This is a genomic window from Janthinobacterium sp. GMG1 (assembly GCF_034427795.1).
In the GTDB taxonomy this organism is placed as follows: Bacteria; Pseudomonadota; Gammaproteobacteria; order Burkholderiales; family Burkholderiaceae_D; genus Janthinobacterium.
Window position 1 is genome coordinate 59,130 of the sequence record NZ_JAXQNT010000001.1, and the last position, 23,483, is coordinate 82,612.

Below are 23,483 nucleotides of genomic sequence, written 5' to 3' on the forward strand. Positions count from 1 at the left end.
CATCCGAAACCGCCGCGCTTGCCGGCGGTTTTTTTTATTTCTAACCGGAATTTACATGATGAAAATAACTGATCTGGCCGCTTGCGGCTTGCTGGCAAGCAGCCTTCTGGGCACCCTGGCACACGCCGCCCCTGCAACCGAGCCGGCCTTGCGCGATTACCGCGCCGTGGCCCTGTCGGCCAACGGCCAGCGCATCGCCGCCATCGAGTCGAGCCGAGCGGGTGAACAGACGCAGCGCCCGCATGCGGCCATCGTCGTGCGCGACGCCGCCAACGGCGCCATCGTGCAGCAATTCGATCCGTGTGCCGTGTGTTCCTACGACAAGCCCAGCTGGTCACCGGACGGCAAACAGCTGGCCTTTGTCGGCTACGACGCCAAGGCGGGCACGGCGCAGCTGTACCTGGCCACCCTGTCGCAGGCGCCGGTGCGGATGTTGACCAGTATCAAGGGCGTGGCCAGCACGGCGCGCTGGTCGCCGGACGGCAAGCAGCTGGCCCTGCTGGCGACGGTGGGCGCACGCAAGCTGGCCGGCGCCGTCGAAGCGGGTGCGCGCCAGGTGGGCGAAGTGGGTAGCGAAGACGATGCCCAGCGCATCGCCGTCGTGCCGGCCAGCGGCGGCGAACCGCGTCTGCTGTCACCAGGCGACACCTATGTGTATGAATACAGCTGGACGCCCGATGGCCGCGGCTTTGTTGCCACCAGCGCGCAAGGCAATGGCGACAGCAACTGGTGGGTCGCCAAGCTCAGCCATATCGATGCTGCCACTGGCACCCTGCGCGTGATCGCGTCACCGGCCATGCAGCTGAACCTTCCATCGGTTTCGCCGGACGGCAAGACAGTGGTCTTCATCGGCGGTCTGATGAGCGATTTCGGCTCCATCGGCGGCGATATCTACACGGTACCCTTGGCCGGCGGCACGCCGCGCAACCTCACACAAGACTATCGCGGCACGTTCAATGGCGTCGTCTGGCGCGGCGCCGGCTTGCTGGCAACGGCTCTGATCGATTCGCAGCTGGCGCTGGTGCCCGTCGATGCGCAGACCGGCCCCAGCCAACCTGTGATGCTCGGTGAACTCAGCAGCAGCGGCAGCGATGGCCGCTTGTCGTTCAGCGCCGATGGCCGTCACGCCGCTGCCGCGCAGGAAGACTTTACGCACGCTTCCTACCTGGTGGCGGGACCGGTGGGCCAGCTGAAAAAGATCACGCGCGACAATGACGGCTTTGCGCCGCAACTGTCGGTGCAGAACGTGGGCTGGAACAACGAGCAATACAAGGTGCAGGGCTGGCTGCTGGGGCCGTTGAAGACGGACGCCGGCAAGCGCTACCCGATGGTCGTCAACGTGCATGGCGGGCCCGGCGCGGCCGCCTCGCCACGTTATGTAGCGGCAAGCACCCTGATCCACGAATTGACGCAAAAAGGCTATTTCGTCTTCCTGCCCAATCCGCGCGGCAGCTTTGGCCAGGGCCAGGCATTTACGCGCGCCAACATGGCCGACTTTGGCGGCGGCGACTGGCGCGACATCCTGGCCGGCATCGATGCGGTGGAAAAAGTGGCGCCCGTCGACGGCCAGCGCCTGGGCCTGATCGGCCATTCATATGGCGGCTTCACGACCATGTGGGGCGTCACGCACAGCGACCGCTTCAAGGCGGCCGTGGCGGGCGCGGGCGTGTCGAACTGGATCAGTTATTACGGCCAGAACGGCATCAACCAGTGGATGATCCCGTTCTTTGGCGCCTCCGCCTATGACAATCCGGCTGTCTACCGCAAGGCGTCGCCCATCGAATCGATCAAGGCGGCCAAGACGCCAACCCTGATCTACGTGGGCGAGCGCGACGTGGAAACGCCTGCCGCCCAGTCGCTGGAATTCTGGCACGGCCTGCGCGCCATGGGCGTGCCGTCCAGCCTGTTCATCTACGATGGCGAAGGCCATTCCTTCCGCAAGCCCGAGCACCAGCGCGACTTGCAGAAGCGCACTATCGGCTGGTTTGAACAATACCTGAAGTAAGCTGAGCAGGCTTAGCGCGGTGCCACAATATGCACGATCGCCGCGCTATGTATCACAATCTTGTCGGCATCTGCCTGTAACAGGCGGATGCGCCGCTGCACCAGCGGCCATCCCGACCAGGCCACGTCGCTGACGGGCGGCGCGGGCAGGGTAGCCAGCGGGGCGCTGATGACAGCCTTGTCGTCGAGCTGTTCCAGCGCGCGCGACAGGGTCAGACACACTTGCGTATGGCTGTGGCCAAGCAAGGCATTGACGGGGGCGACGGGAAGCTGGCTGGCATGGCGCCCGAGGATGGAGCGCAGCGCCGCCACGTGGGCGACCAATAAATAATTTTGCACGATGAACAGGTTGATGTCTTCCACGGCCCGCTGCTTGCTGGCCGGTTCATCGAGCATGCGCACCAGCGCCGAGCTGAGCGCGGCCAGGCTGTCCATCAAGCGCTTGCGCTCGATGCGGTAGGCGAAATCATCAAAACATTTGCCTTGCAGCAGCGCGAAGCTGGCCTGCATATAACTCACATTCACATTCAACACCTGGCGCACGAGGCGTGGCAGGCTCTGGTATTCCCAGTTGGCCAGTACAAAGCTGAACACGGTGGCCACCGCCGCGCCGATCAGGGTGTCGATCAGGCGCTCGCTGACGAGGTTCGGGTTGCTGGGCGCCACCAAATGCATTTGCAGCAAGATCATCAGGCTGACGGCGATGGCCGTGTAGCGGTAGCGCAAATAGATGAAGGTGGGCGTGGCCACGATGGAGAGGAACAGGATGGCCATCAGCACGATATTGCTGTGCACGTAGCGGATCACGATGGCCGTGATGACGCAGCCGATGATGGTGCCGATGATGCGGTCGGCGCGGCGCTGGCGCGTCATGCTGAACGTGGGGCGCAGGATGATGACGATAGTCAAGACGATCCAATAGCTGTGGGCCGCATACGGCAGCCAGTGGCCGATCAGCAATCCCACCGAGATGGCCATCGAGACGCGCAGGGCGAAGCGGAACACAGGCGAGTCCAGGCGCAGATTCGACAGCAGGGTTGTCAGCTCATATTTCTGCTGCGACAAGAAGGGTGCCATGTCCGCGCCACTCCAGAATGGCACGTCGGCATAGACTTTTTGCGTGGCCAGGTGCAGCTCGGCGATCATTTTCAAAATGGCGCGGATCTTGTTGCGCTGCGCGCGCAGGGTGGCCAGCGCTTCCTGCGCGTTGTCTCCCTTGGCCTGCAGGCGGACGATTTCCGCTTCGATATCGGCCCATTCCTTGTCATAGCTGATCTGCGCATACGAGGCGCGCTTGCGCGTGACGGCATAGGCGACGGCTTCGATGTCGCGTGCCGCCTTGTAGGCCAGGTCGTGCAAGGATTTCAGGACGTCGGAGTCGGCCAGGTGCTGGCGCAGCAGCGCGTAGTCCGTGTGGGTCGAGAGTATCAGTTCATACAGATCGAGCATGCATACGTGCACTTGCACGACGATGGCATCCTTGCTGTTCTTGTGGCTGCGCAAAATCAGGTCGCGCGACGCTTGCTGGCGGTCGGCCAAAATGCTTTGATGGCGCACCAGCTTGTTGAACTGCTCCGTCAAATTAAAACGCGTGTCGTAGAAATCGGCCTTGATATCGATGTAGGCGGCCAGTTCGAACAGGGCTTCGGCCAGCACTTGTTGCTTGATGCGGTGGCGCAAGACCCAGGCGATGGCCATGGCGTAAGCCAGATAGATCAGGCCACCGAGCATGAACAGGCCCGCGTGGTGGAACGATTGCTGCCACGTCATCTGGTGCTCCATCGACATGGTCATGATGAACAGGGCGGCCAATTGCAAGGGCATGGATTTCTTGCCGTACACCACCATCATGCTGGCGAGGAAACTGACCAGCACGAGCACCGTCATCAACAGCCACTGCACGGGCCCGCACAGGCTGATCAGGAGTGTCACGGCGCTGCACAGCAGCACGGAAGCGAGCATTTCGTTGAACTTGTGGCGCAGCGGGCTGGGCATGTCCATCAAGGTGGTGCACAGGGCGCCGATGCACACCGTCATGGCGGTGGCGCTGTCACTGATTTCCTGGGTCAGCAAGGCCAGGCCGACGAGACCGATGGCCACGCGCAAGCCCAGATAAAAATAATGGCTGTAAATAAAGGTGCGCAGGTTCAGTGCGTAGTGCATGGGATTACCTTGTGGGCAGGGCACAGAAAGAGGCGCCGCACCGGGGTCTCCGATGCGGCGCCAGGATGTTGCAGTCGCTACAGCCCGGATTTACATCAGGGCGATCACTGGGTAGCGCCGCCATTCCGGCTCGGCAAAGCGCTGGCAGTGTGCAAAGATGAAGTTCAGCACGGCTTCCTGATTGCTCAGCAAGGCGGGATTGGCCGCTTTCCACTCAGCAAACTTGGCCGCCAGCGCCGGTTCATCGCGCAGCAGTTCGGATGCCATGTCTTCGAAGACGTAATCGGAAAACGCTTCCTTCTTCTCCAGCACGCTATTGAAGAAACCCCAGCGGAAGAAGCTGTCGTGCGCCTGCGGTTCCAGGGTTTCCACGGCGTAGCGGGCGTTGTCCTGGTCCAGGCTGATCACATAATCGCCCGCTTGCACGGTGAACTGGCCCGTGCGCGCTTCGAGTTCTACATGGTCGTGGAACATGTGGCCTTCGTAGGCCGTGGCGCGCGTGCCGACGGAGGCGATGTGGTAGTAGCGGGCCGTTAGCGTCTGTTCGGTGGTGATGCGGCTCATTTCGACGCCGTTCCAGCGCAGCCGTTCGATCACTTCGCGCCACGCTTGCGGTACCACATAGGCTTTCGGCGCGGCCACGGTGACGTCCGCATCGAAGCGGTTGTAATACTTGATATCGCGTTCCCACGGCTGCGAGCGATCGTAGGACAGGCGCTGGTAGTCACCCAGCAGACTCGGCGTGTATTGCGCCGCATAGCCCTTGAAGGGGAAGGTCGACGGCTGCTCTTCGTTCATGACCCAGTGGATCGGCCACTCGGCTTGCGTGCGGCCCGCCGCCTTGGCTTGCGCGCGCAATTGGCGGATTTTCTCGCCGTGTTCCACCGTGAACGCCATCGTGATGTCGAGCAGGGCGCGCATGGAGGCGTAGCGGTCGGCAAACGGTTTCAGCATGTGCGTTTCCGGCATGAAACCGATGACGTGATGCAGGGCCGCAAAACCGGTCGAGAAACGGGGCACTTCGAGGAATTCGGCGATGCCGTGGTCGGGGCTATCCTTGACGGGATTCACATACGGGCACGTGGGCCAGCCAGCGCTTTCCATGTGCGCAAAGATGTGCGGCAGCATGGTGTCTTGCAGGAAGGGCCCCAGGCCATTGCCCAGCTTATCCGTCTGCGTGTGGATCAGGGTCATCGTGTACGGGTAGTCGGCGCCGTTCGATGTATGCGTGTCGACCATCACATCCGGATCCCAATTCGTCAGCAGGCGGTTGAACACTTGCGCGTTCAGGCTGTCGCACTTGATAAAGTCGCGGTTCAAGTCCAGGTGGCGACTATTGCCGCGGAAACCGAATTGCTCCGGACCATCCTGGTTCACGCGCGACGCGTTGGCGCGGTTCAGGCTGCCATCGACGTTGTAGATGGGAATGAACAGCAGCACGGTGCTGCCCAGCGCGGCCAGGCGCTCCGGCTGCGTGCAGAGGTCGCGCACGATGGCCATGCAGGCGTCGATGCCTTCCGGTTCACCCGGATGGATGCCGTTGTTGTTGAAGAACACGGTGCGGCCTGCGCGCTTGATTTGCTCGCGGTCAAACACGCCGTCCGCGCTGACGACGCCAGCGTGGATGGGCACGCCCGAGTCGGACAGGCCGATCTGTTCGAAGTGCAGCACCTGCGGATAGCATGCGGCGAGATCTTGATAGAAGGTGATGCATTCCAGCCAGGTCGTGGTCTGGTTGTGGTTACCGAGTTCGTAGGTCGTGCGCAAGTCTGGTGGCATAGCGGTCTGAGTCTGGGAGGGGGAAGGCGCGCTGGGTAAGTACGCCCGCTAGGGGCCAATTGTAGCACCGGCGCTGCCGCCTTGAGGCGCCGCAGGGGCTTGTCGCGGTACTTGTGTTATGAATACGTTTCACGCACGAGGGAGGCGGCATGGTGAAGATGGCGACTGCGACTGCGATGGCGGTGCTGGTGTGGTGGGCTTGCCTGGCGGCGCAGGCGGCGCCGTTGCGCTTGCCGGCGGGCAAGGGAGCGGTGGCGCAGGGCGGGTCTGTCACGGCTAGCGCGCAGGGCGCGCTGATACGCTACCGGGGTTGGCTGCTGGCCATCGATGGCGCCGTGCCGGAAGAGCGGCCTGACATCGTGTTGACGTCGGCGGATGCGGGCCACGCGCCACAGTTGCAGATTGGCCCCATGCGGCGCGGCTTGCCCCTGTGGTCAGCCTTCGAGCTCGTCAAGGGAAGCGCGCGCCTGCGCATCACGGCGCTGCCGGGCTCCGATGCGCTTCCCGCGCTGCTGCTGGACTTTGGCGATAGCGACTACCGCATCGTGATTCCCGCCGCCCCTATCGAACGGCAAGCCTATCCGCTGCTGGCGCAGCGCTTTCCCGGCGCCGACCTGGCCTTGCTGCTGCACGAGGGGCGGCGAGTCATGCTGCCGCTGGGCCATGGCAGCGCGCAAGTGTTTGGCGCGGAGCAAGCCGTACCTTACCGCTTTAGCAAGGTAAAACGCTAGGCGAAAAAAAGCCACTCCCGCAGGAGTGGCTCAGGCTAAAGCGCCCGTTGCCGGGTTATTGCTTTTTGTTACTCAGCGCCCATTTCTTTCAGCAGGTTGTCTGCGTGGTCGATGTGTTTCATGTTCCACAGCATGTAGCGCAGGTCGACCTGGATCGAACGGGTGTTGGCCTTGTTGTAGTCCCAATCGGAAATGATCGAGTCCAGCGTACCGTCGAAGGCCAGGCCGATGAACTCGCCTTTGGAATTCAGGGCAGCCGAACCGGAGTTGCCGCCGGTGATGTCCAGGGTGGCCAGGTAGTCGACCGGCACGGTTTTCAGCTTCGGATCGACGAATTTACCGAAGTCCTTGGCTTTGATCGCGGCCAGTTGATTGGCTGGTGCATTGAACTCGCCCTGGCCCGTGGCTTTGGCAACGACGCCATTGACGGTGGTGAAGGCAGTCCAGGTGGTGCCATCGGCGCCATGGTCGCGGCCGGCCACTTTGCCGAACGTGACGCGCAGGGTGCTGTTGGCGTCAGGATAGACCGCTTGGCCTTTGCTCTTCATGAAGGCAATTTTTGCTTTCATGTAGTTGGCATAGGCTTGCTGGATCTTGCCTGCCAATTCTTCGTCTTCCGCTTCGTTTTTCAGCGAATCCGGATACATGGCGACGGCTGCCTGGATGAAGCTGTCCTTGCTGGCCTGGAATTCGGCTGGCGTGCGTTTCAGCCACGCTGCGCGTTCTTCCTTGTCTGCCAGCTTGCTGCCTGCATACAGTTTGTCCAGGGCGGCGGACAGGTCGGCTGGCGACATGCCGTCCTTGATGCCGATGGCGGCGTCGAAGCTGGCGCGGCGTTGTGCTGCCGGTTGCGCGGCGTACTTGGTCAGGCTGTTCAGTACCAGCGCCTTGTCGACTTTTTCATCGTAGGTGCGTTCGACCGATGTGATGCCCGACGTCAGGCGCGGCAAATCGCGCGTCTGGTAGCCGGACTTGCGTTCCGTGTCGGCCTTGGTGCCTTCGTTCGACAGGCGGTACAGGCTGCGTGCCGTGTTCAGCAGGCGTGGCTGTGCGTAGCTGAGGAAGAAATCGCGCTTGGTGTCGGCATCGCGCTCGGCGATCAGCTTTTCCACTTGCTCGATATCGCCGGCAAATTCAGCCTTGCGTGCCGGCGTGGCGTTGACCCACGCTTTCAGGGCGTCGTGTTCCGTTGTCTTGCGTGCCAGGAAGTCGCTGCCGGCGTAGGAATCGAGCATGCCTTGGCGGTTCTTGTAGTAATTGTTCACGCCAGCAACTTGACCCGCATATTTCAGGGCAACATCCTTGTTGTCCTTGGTTTCGCGCGCGATGATGGCCAGGGTTTCGCCCGACGCTTTCACGAAGGCCGGGTAGTTCCAGTCAAACGTGTACGCCACTTCCGATGGCAGGCGGTGACGGTTGGTGCGGCCAGGGTAACCCAGGACCATCACGAAATCGCCTTCTTTCAAGCCATCCTTGGCCAGTTTCAGCACGTGTTTTGGCTGGTAAGGCACGTTGTCCTTGCTGAAGTCGGCAGCTTTGCCGTCTTTGCTGACATAGGCGCGGTAGAAACCGTAGTCGCCCGTGTGGCGTGGCCACATCCAGTTGTCGGTATCGCCGCCGAACTTGCCCACGCCTGCCGGAGGCGCGTGCACCAGGCGCACGTCGCGGATTTCCAGTTGCTTGATCAGGTAGAACTCCAGGCCGCCGTAGTAGGCGGACACGGTGCAGCGGAAACCGGCTTCTTTTTCGCATTCGGCGACCAGTTTTTTCTGGTTTTTCTCGATCGCGTCGATGCGTGCCTTGCCTTGCAGCTTGGCCACGTCGGCGGTGATGATCTTGTCGCTGACATTGGTCACGGCCGAGGTGACGAAGATGCGGCTGCCTGGGGCGGCCGGCAATTCTTCAGCGAACGTCTTGGCCAGGAAACCGTTGGCCAGCAAATCGCGCTCTTTGGTCGAATTGACCGCCACGCTGTTGTAGACGCAATGGTGGTTGGTGGCAACCAGGCCTTGCGGCGAGACGAACGAGGCCGAGCAACCGCCCAGGCTGACGATGGCGCCCATCGGGAATTCCGTCAGTTTGGTCAGGGTGGTCGGATCGAGTTTCAGTCCGGCCGCTTTCAGTTCCTTGGCTACTTGTGGCAGCTGTTGGGGCATCCACATGCCTTCGTCGGCGTGTGCGAAGTTGCTCAGGATAGCGAGCGCGATTAAAGATTTTTTCATTCGAGTTCTAGTCTTTTACATGAAGGGAAGTCGGAACCAACGTGTACCCAGTGTTTTTTCTCAGCGGGCGACCTAGAGTATCCGTATCGAACTCGCACTAGTCAATCACATTTTCCCGACGGCATGTTTGTAGTTGCTTATGAAAATTACACTATTTTTGATATTGCAGGGGCAGAAGCGGGCTGTGAACGGGCATTTTCTCGTGCCGCGGCTGTGGTATTGTCCATACAATTGTCTTGCCGGCAATAAAAAGTGGCCGGGCGCTTGCGCGGCCCGGCCACTTGCTGATGCGCTGCGATGTGTCTGCTTAGCGTATTTTGCCGCGGCGCAAAAGATTCACGATGCCCAGCAGGATCACGGCGCCCAGGAACGAAACGAGCAGCGAAGACAGGCTGAAATTGTCGCTATTGATGGTGCCCGTGCCGAACAGGGGCGCCAGCAGCCAGCCGCCCAGGAAGGCGCCGACGATACCGACGACGATATTGAGGAAGATGCCCTGTTGCGCATCCGTTTTCATGACCATGCTGGCCAGCCAGCCGATGACACCGCCAATAACGATCCAGATAATGAAATTCATGTAATCCTCCGCGCGATGGATGAGTGGTTGTGCCAGAGCGGTGCGGCCTGCACGTCATGGCAAATTGATACTGATGCCGCACGATAGAAAAGTCCAGCGGATTCGCATGGCACATGCAAAAGCCCGCCTGGCTGCGGGCAGCGAGGCGGGCTTGTCATGCGACAAGGTCGTGTTTAATCGGCCTTGATGGCTTCCACCTGGATGGCCAGCTTGACTTCCGGCGAAAACGCCGGCATGCCGTAGTTCAGGCCAAAGTCGCTGCGCTTGAAGTCCGCCGTGGCATCGGCGCCGCAGACTTCACGCTTGTAGCGCGGGTGCATGATGCACTTGAACTTGCTCACGTTCAGCTTGACGGGCTTGGTCACGCCCAGCAGGGTCAGTTCGCCATCGACTTCCACCAGCTGCTCGCCGTTGAACTTGAGCGATGTGCTCTTGTAGGTGATCTGCGGGAATTTCTCGACATTGAACATGTCCGCTTTTTTCGCGTGCGTGTTCATGGCGTCCAGGCCGAAGTCGATCGAATCGGCATCGATGACGAGGTCCAGGCTGCCCGTCTTGGCGGCGCGGTCCAGGGTCACGGTTCCCTTGGTCTTGTTGAACTTGCCGCGCCACACGGACATGCCCATGTGATCGGCTTCAAAGCTGGGGAAAGTGTGCGTCGGGTCGAGGTTGTAGGTGTCGGTCGCGGCCATGGCCGAACCCGCGCCGGCCGCTGCCAGCACGGCGATCATCAAGTGCTTCAATTTCATTGAATTCCTAACTAAGTTGAACAACAGATTTTTGGGCGTTGATCTGATATGTAACGCCTGAAAAACGTTCAGGACAAGGCGCCTTGCCGAAGGCAGTGCGAATAGCACGACGAGGCAAGAGCAACGCAGTCATGGACGTTTTCTCAGGTGTTACTGAGCGGCGACGTGGAATTTGATCGTTACCTCGTCGGCGACCATGCTCGTGTCTTTCCACTCGCCTTCGCCGATGTTATAGGTCAGGCGCTTGATCGGCAGGGCGCCGTCGAACGCATATTTGCCACCATCGGCTTTGACCGCCAGGGGGAAGGTCACGTCGGTAGTCTTGCCTTTGATGCTCAGCTTGCCGCTGACCGTCAGCTTGCCCGCGCCGGCGGCTTTGATGCTGCTCGAGACGAAGGTGGCTTTCGGGAACTGGGCCGCGTTAAACCATTCTTTCTTGGCCACTTCCTTGTTGTATTCCGGATCGCCGATATCGATGCTGGCCGTCTCGATTTCCACCGATGCTTTCGACGCGTCCGGCGTGGCCGGGTTGTAATCGATGGCGATATTGAATTTCTTGAACTTCGCTTCCACAGGCACGTTCATTTGCTTGAACACGGCCGACACGCTGGTCTTGGCGGGATCGACTTTCAGCAAGGTGGCGGCGGTGGCGGCCACGGACAGGCCCAGCAGGGAAGCGAGGACGATGCGTTGGGTGGTTTTCATCTTGTTTTTTTCCTGTAGTTTCAGTGAGCAAGGGAAGTCGGTGTTACGGCAACATGCGCTTGAGGACGCCATCGCGGTCGATGAACTGGTGCTTCAGTGCCGCCAGCACATGGGAGGCCACGGCGGCGGCCATCGTCATGTTCAGAACATAATGAATCTCTTTTAAAAGCGGCTTAAGTTCCGGGTTCGGCGCCATGATGACGGGCAGCTGGAACAGGCCCAGGTAAACCACGGGAACGCCGGCGGCCAGCGTGTACAGGTAGCCGGAGACGGGCACGGCGAAGATCAGGATATACAGCAGCACATGCATGGCGTCGGCCGCCTTCTTTTGCCAGGCCACCATGCTGGCAGGGTGCGGCGGCGGCACGTTGGCCTTACGCCACAGCAGGCGGATGGCGGCGATGGCCAGCACGGTCACACCCAGCCATTTATGCCAGGAGAAATATTTGAGCTTGGTGGGCGTCAGGCCGGGAATGTCGACCATGACCAGGCCCATGATGAAGGCGCTGATGATCAGCAGGGCGGTCAGCCAGTGCAGGATGATGGCGGTGGTGGTGTAGCGTTGCATCGACGGCTTTCTTGAAAGTAGTACGTATTAGGACTAATTCGGCCTAATATACCAAAGAAAAGCAAATTGCGCTGCGTGCTGCAGATTCTACAAGAAAGATTGCTGGAAAAACCGCGGGGCGGGCAGCATTTGTGTGCTGGCCGCCCCGCAGGAGTGGGATAGCAGGATCCCCATGTGGAAACTGCTTAGATGGCTTTGGCCAATTGCGCGGCGATACCGATGTAGTTGCCCGGCGTCATGGTCAACAGCACGTCCTTGGCATCCTGCGGAATGGCCAGGCCATTGACGAAGGTTTGCAGCGCTTCTTTCGAGATGCCCTTGCCGCGCGTCAGCTCTTTCAGCTGCTCGTACGGATTTTCGATGCCATAGCGGCGCATCACGGTTTGTACGGGCTCGGCCAGCACTTCCCACGTCGCGTCCAGGTCTTGCGCCAGGCGCGCGTGGTTCACTTCCAGCTTGTTCAGGCCGCGCAGGCAGCTGTCATAGGCCAGCAGGGTGTAGCCCAGGCCCACGCCGATATTGCGCAGCACGGTCGAATCGGTCAGGTCGCGCTGCATGCGCGAGACGGGCAGTTTTTCCGACAGGTGTTTCAGGACAGCATTGGCCAGGCCCAGGTTGCCTTCCGAGTTCTCGAAGTCGATCGGGTTGACCTTGTGCGGCATGGTCGAGGAACCGATTTCGCCCGCTTTCAGTTTTTGCTTGAAGTAGCCCAGCGACACGTAGGTCCAGATGTCGCGGTTCAGGTCCAGCAGGATCGTGTTGGCGCGCGCGAAGGCGTCGAACAGTTCAGCCATGTAGTCGTGCGGCTCGATCTGGATGGTGTACGGGTTGAAGACCAGGCCCAGGCGCTGTTCGATGACGGCCTGCGAGAATGCCGGCCAGTCGAAGCCGGGGTAGGCGGACAGGTGGGCGTTGTAGTTGCCGACGGCGCCATTCATCTTGCCGAGGATTTCCACTTGCTCGATGCGTTTCACTGCGCGCTGCAGACGGGCCACGACGTTGGCGAACTCCTTGCCCAGGGTGGTCGGGCTGGCCGTCTGGCCGTGCGTGCGCGACAGCATCGGCACGTCGGCGTTGTCGTGCGCGATCTGCGTCAGCTTGGCCACCAGGCCGTTCAATGCGGGCAGCATCACGCCATCGCGCGCGGCTTTCAGCATCATGCCGTGCGAGGTGTTGTTGATGTCTTCCGAGGTGCAGGCGAAATGGATGAATTCCGACGCCGCCACCAGTTCCGGCACGTCCGCCACTTGTTCCTTCAGCCAGTACTCGACAGCCTTGACGTCATGGTTGGTGACCGCTTCGATGGCCTTGATGCGGGCCGCGTCGGCTTCCGAGAAATCGGACGCCATCTTGTCAAGCAGGGCGCTCGCTTCTGCCGAGAAAGGCTTGATCTCGGCGAAACCGGCTTGCGACAGCGCTTGCAGCCAGGAGATTTCCACTTTCACGCGGTGGTGCATGAAACCGGCTTCGGACAGGATCGGGCGCAGCAGATCGGTCTTGCTGGCGTAGCGGCCATCGAGCGGAGACAGGGCCGACAGCGTGGAATACGGAGTAGTAGAAGTCATGAGAGCGGACGCAAGTTAAAGAAACGGTTGGCGTGTGGCGCGCGGGGAGGGCAGGGCTATTGCAATACAGCAACACTGACGGCGCCACAGTAAAGGGCGATTTTACCACCGCTGGCCGCTGGCCAGCCGTCCGTTGGCCGCCGGCGCACCGCAATTTGGCCGAATTTGGCCCCGATGCGGCGTGCCTGCCACACCCGAGCGACCGTCGGGCGCGTGCTGCCAAACACCGCTGCCGCCGATGCTATACTGCTTGCTGCTCCCTTACCTCAAAGTACCTATGAAACTGATCGGTTCCCTCGCCAGCCCGTATGTCCGCAAAGCCCGTATCGTGCTGGCGGAAAAAAAGCTCGACTATGTCTTCGAGCTGGAAAACGTGTGGGTGCCGGAAACCCGCATCGCCCAGGCCAATCCCCTCGGTAAAGTGCCTTGCCTGGTGATGGAGGATGGCAGCACGCTGATCGATTCGAAAGTCATCGTCGAATACCTCGACACGCTCACGCCCGTGTGCAAGCTGCTGCCGGCCGGCGGCAATGGCCGCGAGCGGGCCGATATCAAGAACTGGGAAGCGCTGGCCGACGGCATCCTCGACGCGGGCGTGCTGGTGCGCCTGGAGCGCACGCAGCGCCCGCCCGAGCAGCAAAGCGCGGCCTGGATCGCGCGCCAGCTGGACAAAGTCACGCTGGGTCTGGCGGCGCTGGAAGCACGCCTGGGCGAGAGCGCCTATTGCGCCGGCAAGAACTACACCCTGGCCGACGTGGCCGTGGGCTGCACCCTGGGCTGGCTCAGCTTCCGCTTCCCGGAAATCGACTGGCGCGCTGATCACCCGGCGCTGGCGCGCCTGTTCGACAAACTGTCCGAGCGGCAGTCGTTCAAGGACACCGTGCCGCAGTGAGCGCACGATGACCGGTTCCGATACGAAGGCACAGCAACGCCTGCAGATGGCCGATATCGCGCGCCTGGCCGGCGTGTCCACGTCCACCGTGTCGCGCGCCCTGAGCGGCAGCTCGCTGGTCAATGAAGAGACGCGCGCGCGCGTCATCGCGCTGGCCCGTTCGCTCAAGTATTCCATCAATATCGGCGCGCAAAACCTGCGCCTGAAACAGAACCGCACGGTCGGCGTGGTGGTGCCGTACGACGCGGCCACGCGCCAGCACCTGTCCGATCCTTTCTTTTTGAGCATGCTGGGCAGCCTGGCCGATGCGCTGACGGAGCAGGGTTTCGACATGCTCATCTCGCGCGTGGATGCCGAAACGCTCGATGCGGCCGCCCAGTCCTTCGATAGCGGCCGCGTGATCGGCATCATCCTGATCGGCCAGTGGCGCCACCATGAACAACTGAACCAGCTGGCCGCGCGCCAGGTGCCCATTGTCGTGTGGGGCGCGCAATTGCCGCAGCAGCTGTATTGCACCGTCGGCGGCGACAACATCGCCGGCGGCCGGCTGGCCACGGAACACTTGCTGGCGGCGGGGCGCAGGCGCATCGCCTTCTTTGGCGACGCCAAGCTGCCCGAAGTGGCGCAGCGCCACCAGGGCTATGCGCAGGCGCTGGCCGCGCAGGGACTGGCGCCCGACCCGCAACTGTACGTGGCCGGCTCCTTCCTGCCGCAGGGCGGCGCGACGGATGTGCAGGAACTGCTGGACCGCCAGTTGCCGTTCGACGCCATCTTTGCCTGCAGCGACTTGCTGGCCATGAGCGCCATCAGCGCCCTGCGCGCGCGTGGCGTGGCCGTGCCGGAACAGGTGGCCGTGGTCGGCTACGACGATATTGAACTGGCCGCGTACTTCCACCCGCCGCTGACCACCGTGCGCCAGCCGATCCGCGCCGCCGGGCGGGCGCTGGTGGCTTCGTTGCTGGCGCTGGTCGACGGCGCGCCTGCGCCATCGCAGCAATTGCCAACCGAGCTGATAGTACGCGCCTCGGGCCGCTGAAGAGCGTGTTGCTTCTCTGCTGCAACCGATTGCAATAAATTCCAATTTATCCGTATATTTTCATGCTGCGCCGCAGCATGAAAGCCTTCGTATTCGCCTCAGATCCCGCATATCTGGCTCTGTGACACCCGTAAAATTCTCTTGAAAACAACATAAAATCCATGTTGCAGTGCTCTATTGCAATCGATTGCAATAAATTCTTATTCGTTGAATAATGACGTACCGGCTCAGCCAGCGCGCCACGGCATGCGGCGGCCAGGACTCATAACAAGCGGATACCTCGATGTATCGGCATACAACACTGGAGACAAGATGAAGACACGTACTGCTCAACGCGGCTGCATGGCCGCCGCCGTCGCCCTGGCCCTGCTGCAATGGGGCGCCGCCCAGGCGCAAACGACCGCCAATACCGCCAGCGCCGCTCCCGCCGATGGCCTGAACCTGGAACGCATTGTCGTCACGGGCACCACCGGCGGCACATCCAAAATGAAGTCGAGCAATTCCGTCAGCAGCATGGAACTCGACACCATCCTGCACAATGCGCCGACCAGCGCCGCCGAAGTCCTGCGCTCGGTACCGGGCTTGCGGGCCGAATCCTCGGGCGGCGAAGGCAATGCCAACATCACCGTGCGCGGCTTGCCCATTTCCGCCGGCGGCGCGCGTTATGTGCAGATCCAGGAAGACGGCTTGCCGGTGCTGCAGTTCGGTGATTTCAACTTCACCACGCCCGACAGCTTCGTCAAGATCGATTCCACGCTCGACCACCTGGAAGTGGTGCGCGGCGGTTCGGCTTCCACCCTGGCCACCAATTCGCCGGGCGGCATCATCAATTTCATCAGCAAGAATGGCAAGGAGAAGGGCGGCAGCGTGGCCCTCAGCCGTGGCCTGGGGTATGACCAGACGCGCGTTGATTTTGATTATGGCGCGCCGCTGTCGGAGCGCACGCGCTTCTTCATCGGCGGCTCCTGGCGCACGGGCGAAGGCATCCGCCACAGTGGCGTCAACAGCGAAAAGGGGGGCCAGATCCGCGGCAATGTCACGCATGAATTCGACAGCGGCTTCGTGCGCCTGTCGTTCAAGCACCTCGACGACCAGTCGCCCACGGCCCTGCCGGTGCCGGTCAGCGTGCGCAATGGCCGCATTGGGGAAATCGCCGGCATCGACCCGCGCAAGGCCAGTTTCTATTCGCCGTACTGGGTGCCCGACATGGTGCTGAACAAGGATAACCAGCGCGTGGCCACCCGCGTCAACGACGGTTTGCACGTCAAGAGCGATACCGTGGGGCTGGAAGCGTCGTTCAAGCTGGGGCAGGGTTGGAGCGTGAGCGAAAACTTCCGCTACGCCGACAATTCGGGCCGCTTCATCGGCGTGTTCCCATCGAATAACGGCAGCGACGGCAGTTATGTGTTTGCCAGCGGCCCAAACCAGGGCAAACCCTACACGGGCCGCGCGTTTTCCGCCGTGGTGTTCAACACGTCCATCGACGACGCCAGCAATACCCTGAGCGACACCAAGCTGGCCAAGACGTTTGTGCTCGACAGCGGCAAGCTGACCACCACGGCCGGCCTGTACCTGTCGCAGCAAAAGCTGGGCCTGACCTGGAACTTCAATGAATACCTGATGCAGGCCACGGGCGACCAGCCCGCGCTGCTGCAAACGGCCAGCGGCACACCCGGCTACATCGGCCCGGCCTTCGGCGCCTGCTGCTCGCGCGCCGTCGACATGGAATACCGCACGACGTCGCCCTATCTGAACCTGGCCTGGGAAAGCGGCGCGCTGAACCTCGACGGCGGCCTGCGGCGTGACCGCCAGCATGCCAGCGGCACGGCCAACCAGGCCTCGGGAGCGCAAGCGTATCTGCCGTCGACGGTGCAGCAGGTCGATTACACCCTGGGTCATACCTCGTACTCGCTGGGCGCGAACTACAAGCTGCAGGCGAATCTGGCCGTGTTTGCCCGCGTCAGCGAAGGTGTGGCCTTCAATGCGGACCGCATCCTGTTCGGCACGCCCCTGGATGGCAGCGTGCCGGTGGCGATCAACACCGTGCGCCAGCTCGAAGGCGGCGTGAAATGGCGGCGGGGACCCCTGAGCACTTTTGTGACCGTGTTCCAGGCCAAGACCAAGGAAAGCAATTACGAAGCGACCACCCAGCTGCGTACGGCCAACAGCTATGAAGCGAAGGGCGTGGAACTGGAAGCGGCCTACAGCGCCGGCGACTTCCGCATCAATGGCGGCCTGACGTTCACGGATGCCGAGATCACGGGCACGGCGGCGGCCGACGTGGCGCTGATCGGCAATACGCCGCGGCGCCAGGCGCGCGTCGTGTACCAGATCGCGCCGACCTATGAGTGGGGGCAGGCCACCCTGGGTGCGAGTCTGGTCGGCACGGGCAAGTCGTGGGGCGACGATGCGCACACGATCACCTTGCCCGCCTACCAGGTGCTCAATGCCTTCGTCAATTACCAGCTCACGCCGCAGATGCAGGTGGCGCTGACGGCGAACAATCTGTTCAACAAGATCGGCTATACGGAAGTCGAGGGCGATGGCCATGCGGCCCGCTCGATCACGGGGCGCGCCGTCAAGGTCAGCCTGAAATACGCATTTTAAGCAAGGATAGATTCATGATGTCGATACGCAGCCCCCTGGCGCGCCTGCTGGCGCCGCTCCCCACGCACTTGCGCGACGAAGCGGCGCGCCGCTATGCGCGCCAGGAGGCGGTCTTGCTCGATCGCCTGGGCAGCCTGTATGGCCAGCGGCCGGACTTCCTGCCCTGGCTGGGCGACCTGATGGAAAGCGTGGGGCGGCTGTATGCGGCACGTGCCCCCGAGCTGCTGCGCCAGGATGCGCAGCGCGCAGCGCAGCCGGACTGGTTTGCCAGCCAGTCCATGCTCGGCTACAGCGCCTATGTGCAGCGCTTCGGCGGCAACCTGCAGGGCGTGGCGGCGCGCATTGCCCACTTGCGCGAACTGGGCGTGACGTATCTGCACCTGCTGCCGTTCCTGCGTGCACGCGCCGGTGAAAGCGATGGCGGCTTTGCCGTCGCCAGCTTCGAGGAAGTCGACCCTGCGCTGGGCAGCAATGCCGACTTGCTGGCGTTGACGGCGCAGCTGCGCGCGGCGGGCATCAGCCTGTGCTCGGACCTGATCCTCAACCATGTGGCCGACGACCATGCGTGGGCGCTGGGCGCCAAGGCGGGCGATCCGCTGCTGCGCGATTTTTTCCATACCTATCCCGACCGTGTGCAGCCGGACCGCTACGAGCAGACCGTGGGCCAGGTCTTCCCGCAGGCGGCGCCCGGTAATTTCACCTTCGTGCCGGAGCTCGAGCGCTGGGTCTGGACCACGTTCTATCCCTACCAGTGGGATTTGAACTACGCCAATCCAGCCGTCTTCGCGGCCATGGCCGGCGCCATGCTGGGACTGGCCAACAAGGGCGTCGAGGTGTTCCGCCTCGATTCGACGGCCTTCCTGTGGAAGCGCGAAGGCACGGACTGCATGAACCAGCCCGAAGCCCACAGCCTGCTGCAGGCGTTGCGCGCGATTGCCGCCATCGTCGCGCCGGGCGTGCTGCTCAAGGCCGAAGCCATCGTGCCCACGCCCAAGCTGCCCGCCTACTTTGGCAGCGATAGCGCGCCCGAATGCCATATCGCTTATCACAGCAGCCTGATGGCCGCCGGCTGGGGCGCGCTGGCGGAGGAAAGCACGGACTTGCTGCAGCAGGTGATCGCCGCCACGCCGCCGCTGCCGCCGGCCGCAAGCTGGCTCAGTTATGTGCGCTGCCACGACGACATCGGCTGGAACGTGCTGCTCAATGAAGCGGGCACGGACGGGCCGGCGCGCCTGGCGCGCATCGCGCGGTTCTTTGCGGGGACACCGGGCAGCTATGCGCGCGGCGCCGCCTTCCAGAGCAGCAGCGCCGACAAGGCGCATGGCAGCAACGGCATGGCCGCCTCGCTGGCCGGCCTGCAAAGCGCCACTACGGTGCAGGAGCAGGAATACGCGTTGCGGCGCCTGCTGCTGCTGCATGGCCTGGCCTTGAGCTTTGGCGCCTTGCCGGTGCTGTACATGGGCGATGAACTGGGCATGACCAACGACGACAGCTACACGCAGCACGCCGACCGGGCCATGGACAGCCGCTGGCTGCAGCGTCCCGCGTTCGACGACAGCCTGCTGGCATGGCGCCACGATGGCGTGAGCGCCAGCGGCCGGCTGTACCTGGCGCTGCGCCAGCTGGTCGATGCGCGCAGGCGCTTGCCGGCCCTGGCCGCCGCTGCGCCGCGCAGCGTGCTGCCCGCCGACACGCCGGCCGTGCTGGCGCTGCTGCGCGGCGACGCGTTTCTCAACCTGAGCAACTTCAGCGGCGCCAGCCAGCGTTTCACCTTGCCCGCAGGCGAATGGCGCAACAGCCTCGATGGCAGCGTGCTGGCCGGCACGGTGGGCTTGCAGCCATGGCATATGCTGTGGCTGGAAAGGGAACAGTCATGAGCGACGCGACCGCGCACCGTCCGCATCTGTCGTTCTGGCAGATCGTCAACATGAATGTCGGCTTTTTCGGCATTCAGTTCAGCTTTGGGCTGCAGCAAAGCAGCATGAGCCCCATCTACACATACCTGGGCGCCGACGAAGCGAGCCTGCCGTACCTGTGGCTGGCCGGTCCCATGACGGGGCTGCTCGTGCAACCGCTGATCGGCGCCATGAGCGACCGCACGGTAACGCGCTGGGGCCGCCGCACGCCGTATTTTCTGATCGGCGCCATCCTGTGCAGCCTGGGCCTGCTGGCCATGCCCTTCAGTCCCACCCTGTGGATGGCCGCCAGCCTGCTGTGGATACTCGACGCGGCCAACAATGTGACGATGGAACCGTACCGCGCCTTTGTCAGCGACAAGCTCGACAAGAAGCAGCATTCGCTGGGTTTTCTCACGCAGAGCGCGTTTACGGGGCTGGGACAAACGCTGGCCTATCTGACGCCATCGCTGCTCGTCATGCTGGGCATGAATAAGGATGCCGTCAACGGCAGCCATATCCCGCACATCGTCATCGCCGCCTTCCTGATCGGCGCCGTGTTCTCGCTCGCCTCGGTGCTGTGGACCCTGAAGACGACGCCGGAAAATCCGCTCACGGCGGCCGAGCTGGCAGCCATCCGCAGCCGCCCGCCCGGCTGGCGCCACACGCTGGCCGACATCGGCGCGGCCATGCGCGACATGCCGCCGACGATGAAACAGCTGGCCCTCGTCAACCTGTTCCAGTGGTACGCGCTGTTCTGCTACTGGCAGTACATTGCGCTGTCGCTGGCGGCCACCCTGTTTCACACGACGGACCCCGCGTCGCAAGGCTTTCGCGACGCGGGCCTGCTGAACGGGCAGGTGGGCGCCTTCTACAATTTCGTCGCCTTTGTCGCCGCCTTTGCGCTGGTGCCGTTCACGCGCCGCTTCGGTCCCAAGCGCATGCACAGCCTGTGCCTGTGCGCGGCCGGCGTGGGCATGCTGAGCATTCCGCTGATCCATAGCCCGGCGCTGCTGTTGCTGCCCATGCTGGGTGTGGGCCTGGCGTGGGCCAGCATCATGGGCAATCCCTACATCATGCTGGCCGGCTGCATTCCGCCCGAGCGCACGGGTGTCTACATGGGTATCTTCAACATGTTCATCGTCATCCCGATGATCATCCAGATATTCACCTTGCCGCTGTATTACCGCAGCTGGCTGGGCGGCAATCCGGAGAACGTCATCCGGCTGGCCGGCGCCCTGTTGCTGTGCGCAGCGGTGGCGGTGCTGTTCGTCAAGCTGCGACCGCGGCAGGCCACAAAGACTTGAGGACACACGTAAAAAAACCGGCTCTGCCGGTTTTTCTTGTTCCACTAATGATGTTACGACACCTGACAAAACCGTAGCGAGCGGAAGGAAGAGGTGGCCGAGAAGCGCAACCGTACTCTAGTACGGTGAGCATCGCAGGCCGCCTATGCCGACGCGCAGTAGGTTTTGGCAGGTGTCCTCATTACTCTTCGATCGCCATCTGGCTTTGCAGGTAGTTCTGGATGCCGACTTTGGCGATCAGGTCGATCTGCGTTTCCAGCCAGTCGATATGTTCTTCCGTGTCTTCCAGGATCATCAGGAACAGGTCGCGCGACACATAATCGCCCGCTTTTTCGCTGATGGCGATGCCTTCCTTGACGGTGGCGTGCGCGGCGCGTTCCAGCTTCAAGTCGCATTCCAGCATTTCCGGCGTGTTCTCGCCGATCAGCAGCTTGTGCAGCGCTTGCAGGTTAGGCAGGCCGTCGAGCATCAGGATGCGGTCGATCAGCTTGTCGGCGTGTTTCATTTCGCCGATCGATTCTTCGTATTCCTTCTTGCCCAGCTTTTCCAGGCCCCAGTGCTTGTACATGCGCGCATGCAGGAAGTACTGGTTGATGGCCGACAGTTCGTTGGTGAGCTGTGCGTTGAGCATGCGGATGACTTCTTTATCGCCCTTCATGGGATTTCCTTTGTTCTGTGTCGCGTTCGATGATGAAACCGGAGGCTGCTGGCGTTCACTGCCGGGTGGCGCTGGCTGCCTGGTGGCGCGCAGGTTGCCGGTTTCGCTATGCCCGCATGATAGCGCAAAATATGGGCGATTTCGGGCGCTAAACGGCATTTTTCCGTCTTTTTAACGTAAATATCGTGCGAATAAAACCCATTCTCAAATGGATTGCCACATTTTTCCGTTTTTTATTTGTTAAGGAAAATGAAGGCCATTCTCATTCGCGTTCCCGCCGCTATTTGGCCGCCGCTGGCGCGCCTGCATGGTCGCGCTGAAAAGGCGGGAAATGTTGTTCCGTTCTTGCTTTTGTGTCTTCTTGGCCGCTGCCGGCGATGCGATAATCAGGCAGCGATATTTATTGAAAAAGGATAGCAAGATGATGCTGCATATACCCGGCGTGCTGACGCCGGAACAGGTCACGCATTTTCGCCAGCGCCTGGCGCAGACGGACTGGGTCGACGGGCGCGCCAGCGTCGGGGCGCAAGGCGCGCAAGTCAAGCGCAATCGCCAGCTGGCCGAGGGTTCGCCGCTGGCGCTGGAGCTGGGCGAGATCGTCAGCCGCGCGCTGATGGCCAATCCGCTGTTCTTCTCGGCCGTGCTGCCGCTGCGCATCCTGCCGCCCTTCTTCAACAGCTATGCGGGCGGCGAGCACTATGGCCTGCATATCGACGGCGCCATCCGCACGCCGAAAAACGGCATGCAGTCGATGCGCGCCGACGTCTCGTCGACCGTCTTCCTGAGCGAGCCGGACGAGTACGAAGGCGGCGAGCTGGTGGTGGTCGATTCTTACGGCACGCATGAAGTGAAACTGCCGGCCGGCGACGTGATTGTGTATCCGTCGAGCAGCGTGCATCAGGTGCTGCCCGTCACCAGCGGCGAGCGTATCTGCTCCTTCCTGTGGACGCAAAGCATGGTGCGCGAAGACTGGAAACGCAGCATGCTGTTCGAGCTCGATCAGAACATCCAGAGCGTGCGCGGCGAGCACGGCGATTCACCGGCGACCGTGGGCTTGACGGGGCATTATCACAACCTGCTCAGGATGTGGGCGGAGATGTGATCGTGGCGGTGTCGGATTACGTGTGGCCTGTGGCCGCGCTAATCCGACCTACGATACTGCGTGAAGCACCGGCAAAAAAAAGTCTGCCGGGCCCGGGGATGTAGGCTGGCAGACTGAAACAAGCAAATCGCTTGACTAAAAAAACAGGGCGCAAAAAAGCAAGCAGGGCACATGGTGCGATGCTTGCGGGCTGGCAGCGGCGCCGTGGCCGCCGGAAGGCTAGCTCAGTTGGAAGGTCAGGGGCACGAGCACGTACACGGGGACGGGCTTGCCGTTTTCGATCATCGGCTTGAACAGCGCGCGCTGGGCGGCCTGGCGGCCCGCTTCATCGAGGTTGCCGTAGCCGGTCGATTTATGGATCAGGATTTGCTCGGGCAAGCCCTTTTCATTGATCAGGATGCGCAACACCACGGTGCCGCTTTCGCCCAGGCGGCGCGACAGGTTCGGGTAGATCAGTTGCGGCGCCTTGATGTATTCGACGCTGCTGACGGTGCGCGGTGTCGACGGCGCCGGTGGCGTCGGCGACGGTGTCGATGGTGCTGTCGGCGCGGCGGTGGCAACCGGTGCCGCTTCGGCGCGCGTCGGCTGCGGCGGCGTGATCGTCGGTTCGCTTGGCGCCACGGCAATCAGCGGCAGCGGCGGGATCACGGCGCGCGGCACGGGGGCACTCAATTCCACGGTTTTCGGTACGGAGGGTGCCGGCGGCTTGGGCGGCGCTGGCGGGGCAATGATGCTGATGGTGGTGATGGTCGGCATGGCCGCCGTGACCACGCGGCTCAGCAGGCCGCTCTGGATGGCGTAAAAGCCGGCGATATGCAGGACGACGATGGCCATCAGCGGCGCGAATTTGTTGCGCTTCTTGTCGAAGTCGGCAAATTGCTGCACGGCCTGCACCGTTACGGGCGGGGGCATCATCGTCATGG

18 protein-coding genes are annotated in these 23,483 nt (G+C 62.2%); 8 read left to right on the top strand and 10 right to left on the bottom strand.

The genetic code is table 11. The features are described 5' to 3' along the window. Positions 1–55: 55 nt before the first annotated feature. A complete protein-coding gene (locus SJI03_RS00255; RefSeq protein WP_322425868.1) occupies positions 56–2,005 on the top strand; it encodes a S9 family peptidase in 1,950 nt (649 codons plus the stop codon). Between the two features lie 11 nt (positions 2,006–2,016). On the opposite strand, the gene SJI03_RS00260 is transcribed toward SJI03_RS00255, so the two are convergent. Both SJI03_RS00260 and SJI03_RS00265 read right to left on the bottom strand, forming a co-directional pair. After that, on the bottom strand, positions 2,017–4,167 hold the full coding sequence (locus SJI03_RS00260) for an FUSC family protein (protein ID WP_322425869.1): 2,151 nt from the start codon (positions 4,165–4,167) through the stop codon (positions 2,017–2,019). Positions 4,168–4,257: 90 nt separating this feature from the next. After that, positions 4,258–5,946 (bottom strand): M14 family zinc carboxypeptidase, encoded by a 1,689-nt coding sequence (locus SJI03_RS00265; protein WP_322425870.1) that lies wholly within the window; start codon positions 5,944–5,946, stop codon positions 4,258–4,260. A 158-nt stretch (positions 5,947–6,104) separates the two neighbouring features. On the opposite strand from SJI03_RS00265, the gene SJI03_RS00270 reads away from it, so the two are divergent. Beyond that, the gene (locus tag SJI03_RS00270; protein ID WP_322425871.1) at positions 6,105–6,677 is read left to right on the top strand and encodes a hypothetical protein; all 573 of its coding nucleotides are present in this window, start codon (positions 6,105–6,107) and stop codon (positions 6,675–6,677) included. A gap of 68 nt (positions 6,678–6,745) precedes the next feature. Here SJI03_RS00270 and SJI03_RS00275 read toward each other — a convergent pair whose 3' ends face one another. The 6 genes from SJI03_RS00275 to purB form a co-directional block, all read right to left on the bottom strand. Then, positions 6,746–8,899 carry a S46 family peptidase gene (locus SJI03_RS00275; protein ID WP_099376247.1) on the bottom strand — a complete coding sequence of 718 codons (2,154 nt, stop codon included), beginning with the start codon at positions 8,897–8,899 and terminating at the stop codon, positions 6,746–6,748. Positions 8,900–9,206: 307 nt separating this feature from the next. Continuing rightward, a complete protein-coding gene (locus tag SJI03_RS00280) occupies positions 9,207–9,476 on the bottom strand; it encodes a GlsB/YeaQ/YmgE family stress response membrane protein (protein ID WP_071075198.1) in 270 nt (89 codons plus the stop codon). 173 nt (positions 9,477–9,649) lie between these two features. Further along, complete coding sequence (locus tag SJI03_RS00285; RefSeq protein WP_322425872.1) at positions 9,650–10,225, bottom strand: YceI family protein; 576 nt, start codon at positions 10,223–10,225, stop codon at positions 9,650–9,652. A 150-nt stretch (positions 10,226–10,375) separates the two neighbouring features. Continuing rightward, positions 10,376–10,930: a YceI family protein gene (locus SJI03_RS00290; RefSeq protein ID WP_322425873.1), complete on the bottom strand. Its 555-nt coding sequence runs from the start codon at positions 10,928–10,930 to the stop codon at positions 10,376–10,378. Between the two features lie 43 nt (positions 10,931–10,973). Next, on the bottom strand, positions 10,974–11,498 hold the full coding sequence (locus SJI03_RS00295; RefSeq protein ID WP_322425874.1) for a cytochrome b: 525 nt from the start codon (positions 11,496–11,498) through the stop codon (positions 10,974–10,976). Between the two features lie 185 nt (positions 11,499–11,683). Then, positions 11,684–13,063: an adenylosuccinate lyase gene (purB, locus tag SJI03_RS00300; RefSeq protein ID WP_099376249.1), complete on the bottom strand. Its 1,380-nt coding sequence runs from the start codon at positions 13,061–13,063 to the stop codon at positions 11,684–11,686. A gap of 277 nt (positions 13,064–13,340) precedes the next feature. On the opposite strand from purB, the gene SJI03_RS00305 reads away from it, so the two are divergent. The 5 genes from SJI03_RS00305 (at position 13,341) to SJI03_RS00325 (ending at position 20,800) form a co-directional block, all read left to right on the top strand. Next, positions 13,341–13,955 (top strand): glutathione S-transferase N-terminal domain-containing protein, encoded by a 615-nt coding sequence (locus SJI03_RS00305; RefSeq protein ID WP_070290828.1) that lies wholly within the window; start codon positions 13,341–13,343, stop codon positions 13,953–13,955. Between the two features lie 7 nt (positions 13,956–13,962). Further along, positions 13,963–14,991 (top strand): LacI family DNA-binding transcriptional regulator, encoded by a 1,029-nt coding sequence (locus SJI03_RS00310; RefSeq protein WP_322425875.1) that lies wholly within the window; start codon positions 13,963–13,965, stop codon positions 14,989–14,991. A gap of 312 nt (positions 14,992–15,303) precedes the next feature. Further along, positions 15,304–17,598 carry a TonB-dependent receptor gene (locus SJI03_RS00315; RefSeq protein WP_322425876.1) on the top strand — a complete coding sequence of 765 codons (2,295 nt, stop codon included), beginning with the start codon at positions 15,304–15,306 and terminating at the stop codon, positions 17,596–17,598. Positions 17,599–17,612: 14 nt separating this feature from the next. Further along, positions 17,613–19,475: an alpha-amylase family glycosyl hydrolase gene (locus SJI03_RS00320; RefSeq protein ID WP_322425877.1), complete on the top strand. Its 1,863-nt coding sequence runs from the start codon at positions 17,613–17,615 to the stop codon at positions 19,473–19,475. Continuing rightward, entirely contained in the window at positions 19,472–20,800 is a 1,329-nt protein-coding gene (locus tag SJI03_RS00325) for an MFS transporter (protein WP_322425878.1), read from the top strand. The genes SJI03_RS00320 and SJI03_RS00325 overlap by 4 nt, the downstream gene beginning before the upstream one ends. 181 nt (positions 20,801–20,981) lie before the next feature. On the opposite strand, the gene bfr is transcribed toward SJI03_RS00325, so the two are convergent. Continuing rightward, positions 20,982–21,458 (bottom strand): bacterioferritin, encoded by a 477-nt coding sequence (bfr, locus tag SJI03_RS00330; protein ID WP_034745609.1) that lies wholly within the window; start codon positions 21,456–21,458, stop codon positions 20,982–20,984. A gap of 421 nt (positions 21,459–21,879) precedes the next feature. Between bfr and SJI03_RS00335 the strand changes: the two genes are divergently transcribed. After that, positions 21,880–22,560 (top strand): Fe2+-dependent dioxygenase, encoded by a 681-nt coding sequence (locus SJI03_RS00335; RefSeq protein WP_101483046.1) that lies wholly within the window; start codon positions 21,880–21,882, stop codon positions 22,558–22,560. 219 nt (positions 22,561–22,779) lie between these two features. Here the strand turns inward: SJI03_RS00335 and SJI03_RS00340 are convergent, their stop codons facing one another. Beyond that, on the bottom strand, positions 22,780–23,481 hold the full coding sequence (locus SJI03_RS00340) for an energy transducer TonB (RefSeq protein ID WP_077409313.1): 702 nt from the start codon (positions 23,479–23,481) through the stop codon (positions 22,780–22,782). Between the last annotated feature and the right edge of the window lie 2 nt (positions 23,482–23,483).

Excerpts from the sequence above, each read along its gene's own strand:
- SJI03_RS00255 (WP_322425868.1), top strand. The coding sequence starts at position 56 with ATGATGAAAATAACTGATCTGGCCGCTTGCGGCTTGCTGGCAAGCAGC.
- SJI03_RS00260 (WP_322425869.1), bottom strand. The coding sequence starts at position 4,167 with ATGCACTACGCACTGAACCTGCGCACCTTTATTTACAGCCATTATTTT.
- SJI03_RS00265 (WP_322425870.1), bottom strand. The coding sequence starts at position 5,946 with ATGCCACCAGACTTGCGCACGACCTACGAACTCGGTAACCACAACCAG.
- SJI03_RS00270 (WP_322425871.1), top strand. The coding sequence starts at position 6,105 with ATGGCGACTGCGACTGCGATGGCGGTGCTGGTGTGGTGGGCTTGCCTG.
- SJI03_RS00275 (WP_099376247.1), bottom strand. The coding sequence starts at position 8,899 with ATGAAAAAATCTTTAATCGCGCTCGCTATCCTGAGCAACTTCGCACAC.
- SJI03_RS00280 (WP_071075198.1), bottom strand. The coding sequence starts at position 9,476 with ATGAATTTCATTATCTGGATCGTTATTGGCGGTGTCATCGGCTGGCTG.
- SJI03_RS00285 (WP_322425872.1), bottom strand. The coding sequence starts at position 10,225 with ATGAAATTGAAGCACTTGATGATCGCCGTGCTGGCAGCGGCCGGCGCG.
- SJI03_RS00290 (WP_322425873.1), bottom strand. The coding sequence starts at position 10,930 with ATGAAAACCACCCAACGCATCGTCCTCGCTTCCCTGCTGGGCCTGTCC.
- SJI03_RS00295 (WP_322425874.1), bottom strand. The coding sequence starts at position 11,498 with ATGCAACGCTACACCACCACCGCCATCATCCTGCACTGGCTGACCGCC.
- purB (WP_099376249.1), bottom strand. The coding sequence starts at position 13,063 with ATGACTTCTACTACTCCGTATTCCACGCTGTCGGCCCTGTCTCCGCTC.
- SJI03_RS00305 (WP_070290828.1), top strand. The coding sequence starts at position 13,341 with ATGAAACTGATCGGTTCCCTCGCCAGCCCGTATGTCCGCAAAGCCCGT.
- SJI03_RS00310 (WP_322425875.1), top strand. The coding sequence starts at position 13,963 with ATGACCGGTTCCGATACGAAGGCACAGCAACGCCTGCAGATGGCCGAT.
- SJI03_RS00315 (WP_322425876.1), top strand. The coding sequence starts at position 15,304 with ATGAAGACACGTACTGCTCAACGCGGCTGCATGGCCGCCGCCGTCGCC.
- SJI03_RS00320 (WP_322425877.1), top strand. The coding sequence starts at position 17,613 with ATGATGTCGATACGCAGCCCCCTGGCGCGCCTGCTGGCGCCGCTCCCC.
- SJI03_RS00325 (WP_322425878.1), top strand. The coding sequence starts at position 19,472 with ATGAGCGACGCGACCGCGCACCGTCCGCATCTGTCGTTCTGGCAGATC.
- bfr (WP_034745609.1), bottom strand. The coding sequence starts at position 21,458 with ATGAAGGGCGATAAAGAAGTCATCCGCATGCTCAACGCACAGCTCACC.
- SJI03_RS00335 (WP_101483046.1), top strand. The coding sequence starts at position 21,880 with ATGATGCTGCATATACCCGGCGTGCTGACGCCGGAACAGGTCACGCAT.
- SJI03_RS00340 (WP_077409313.1), bottom strand. The coding sequence starts at position 23,481 with ATGACGATGATGCCCCCGCCCGTAACGGTGCAGGCCGTGCAGCAATTT.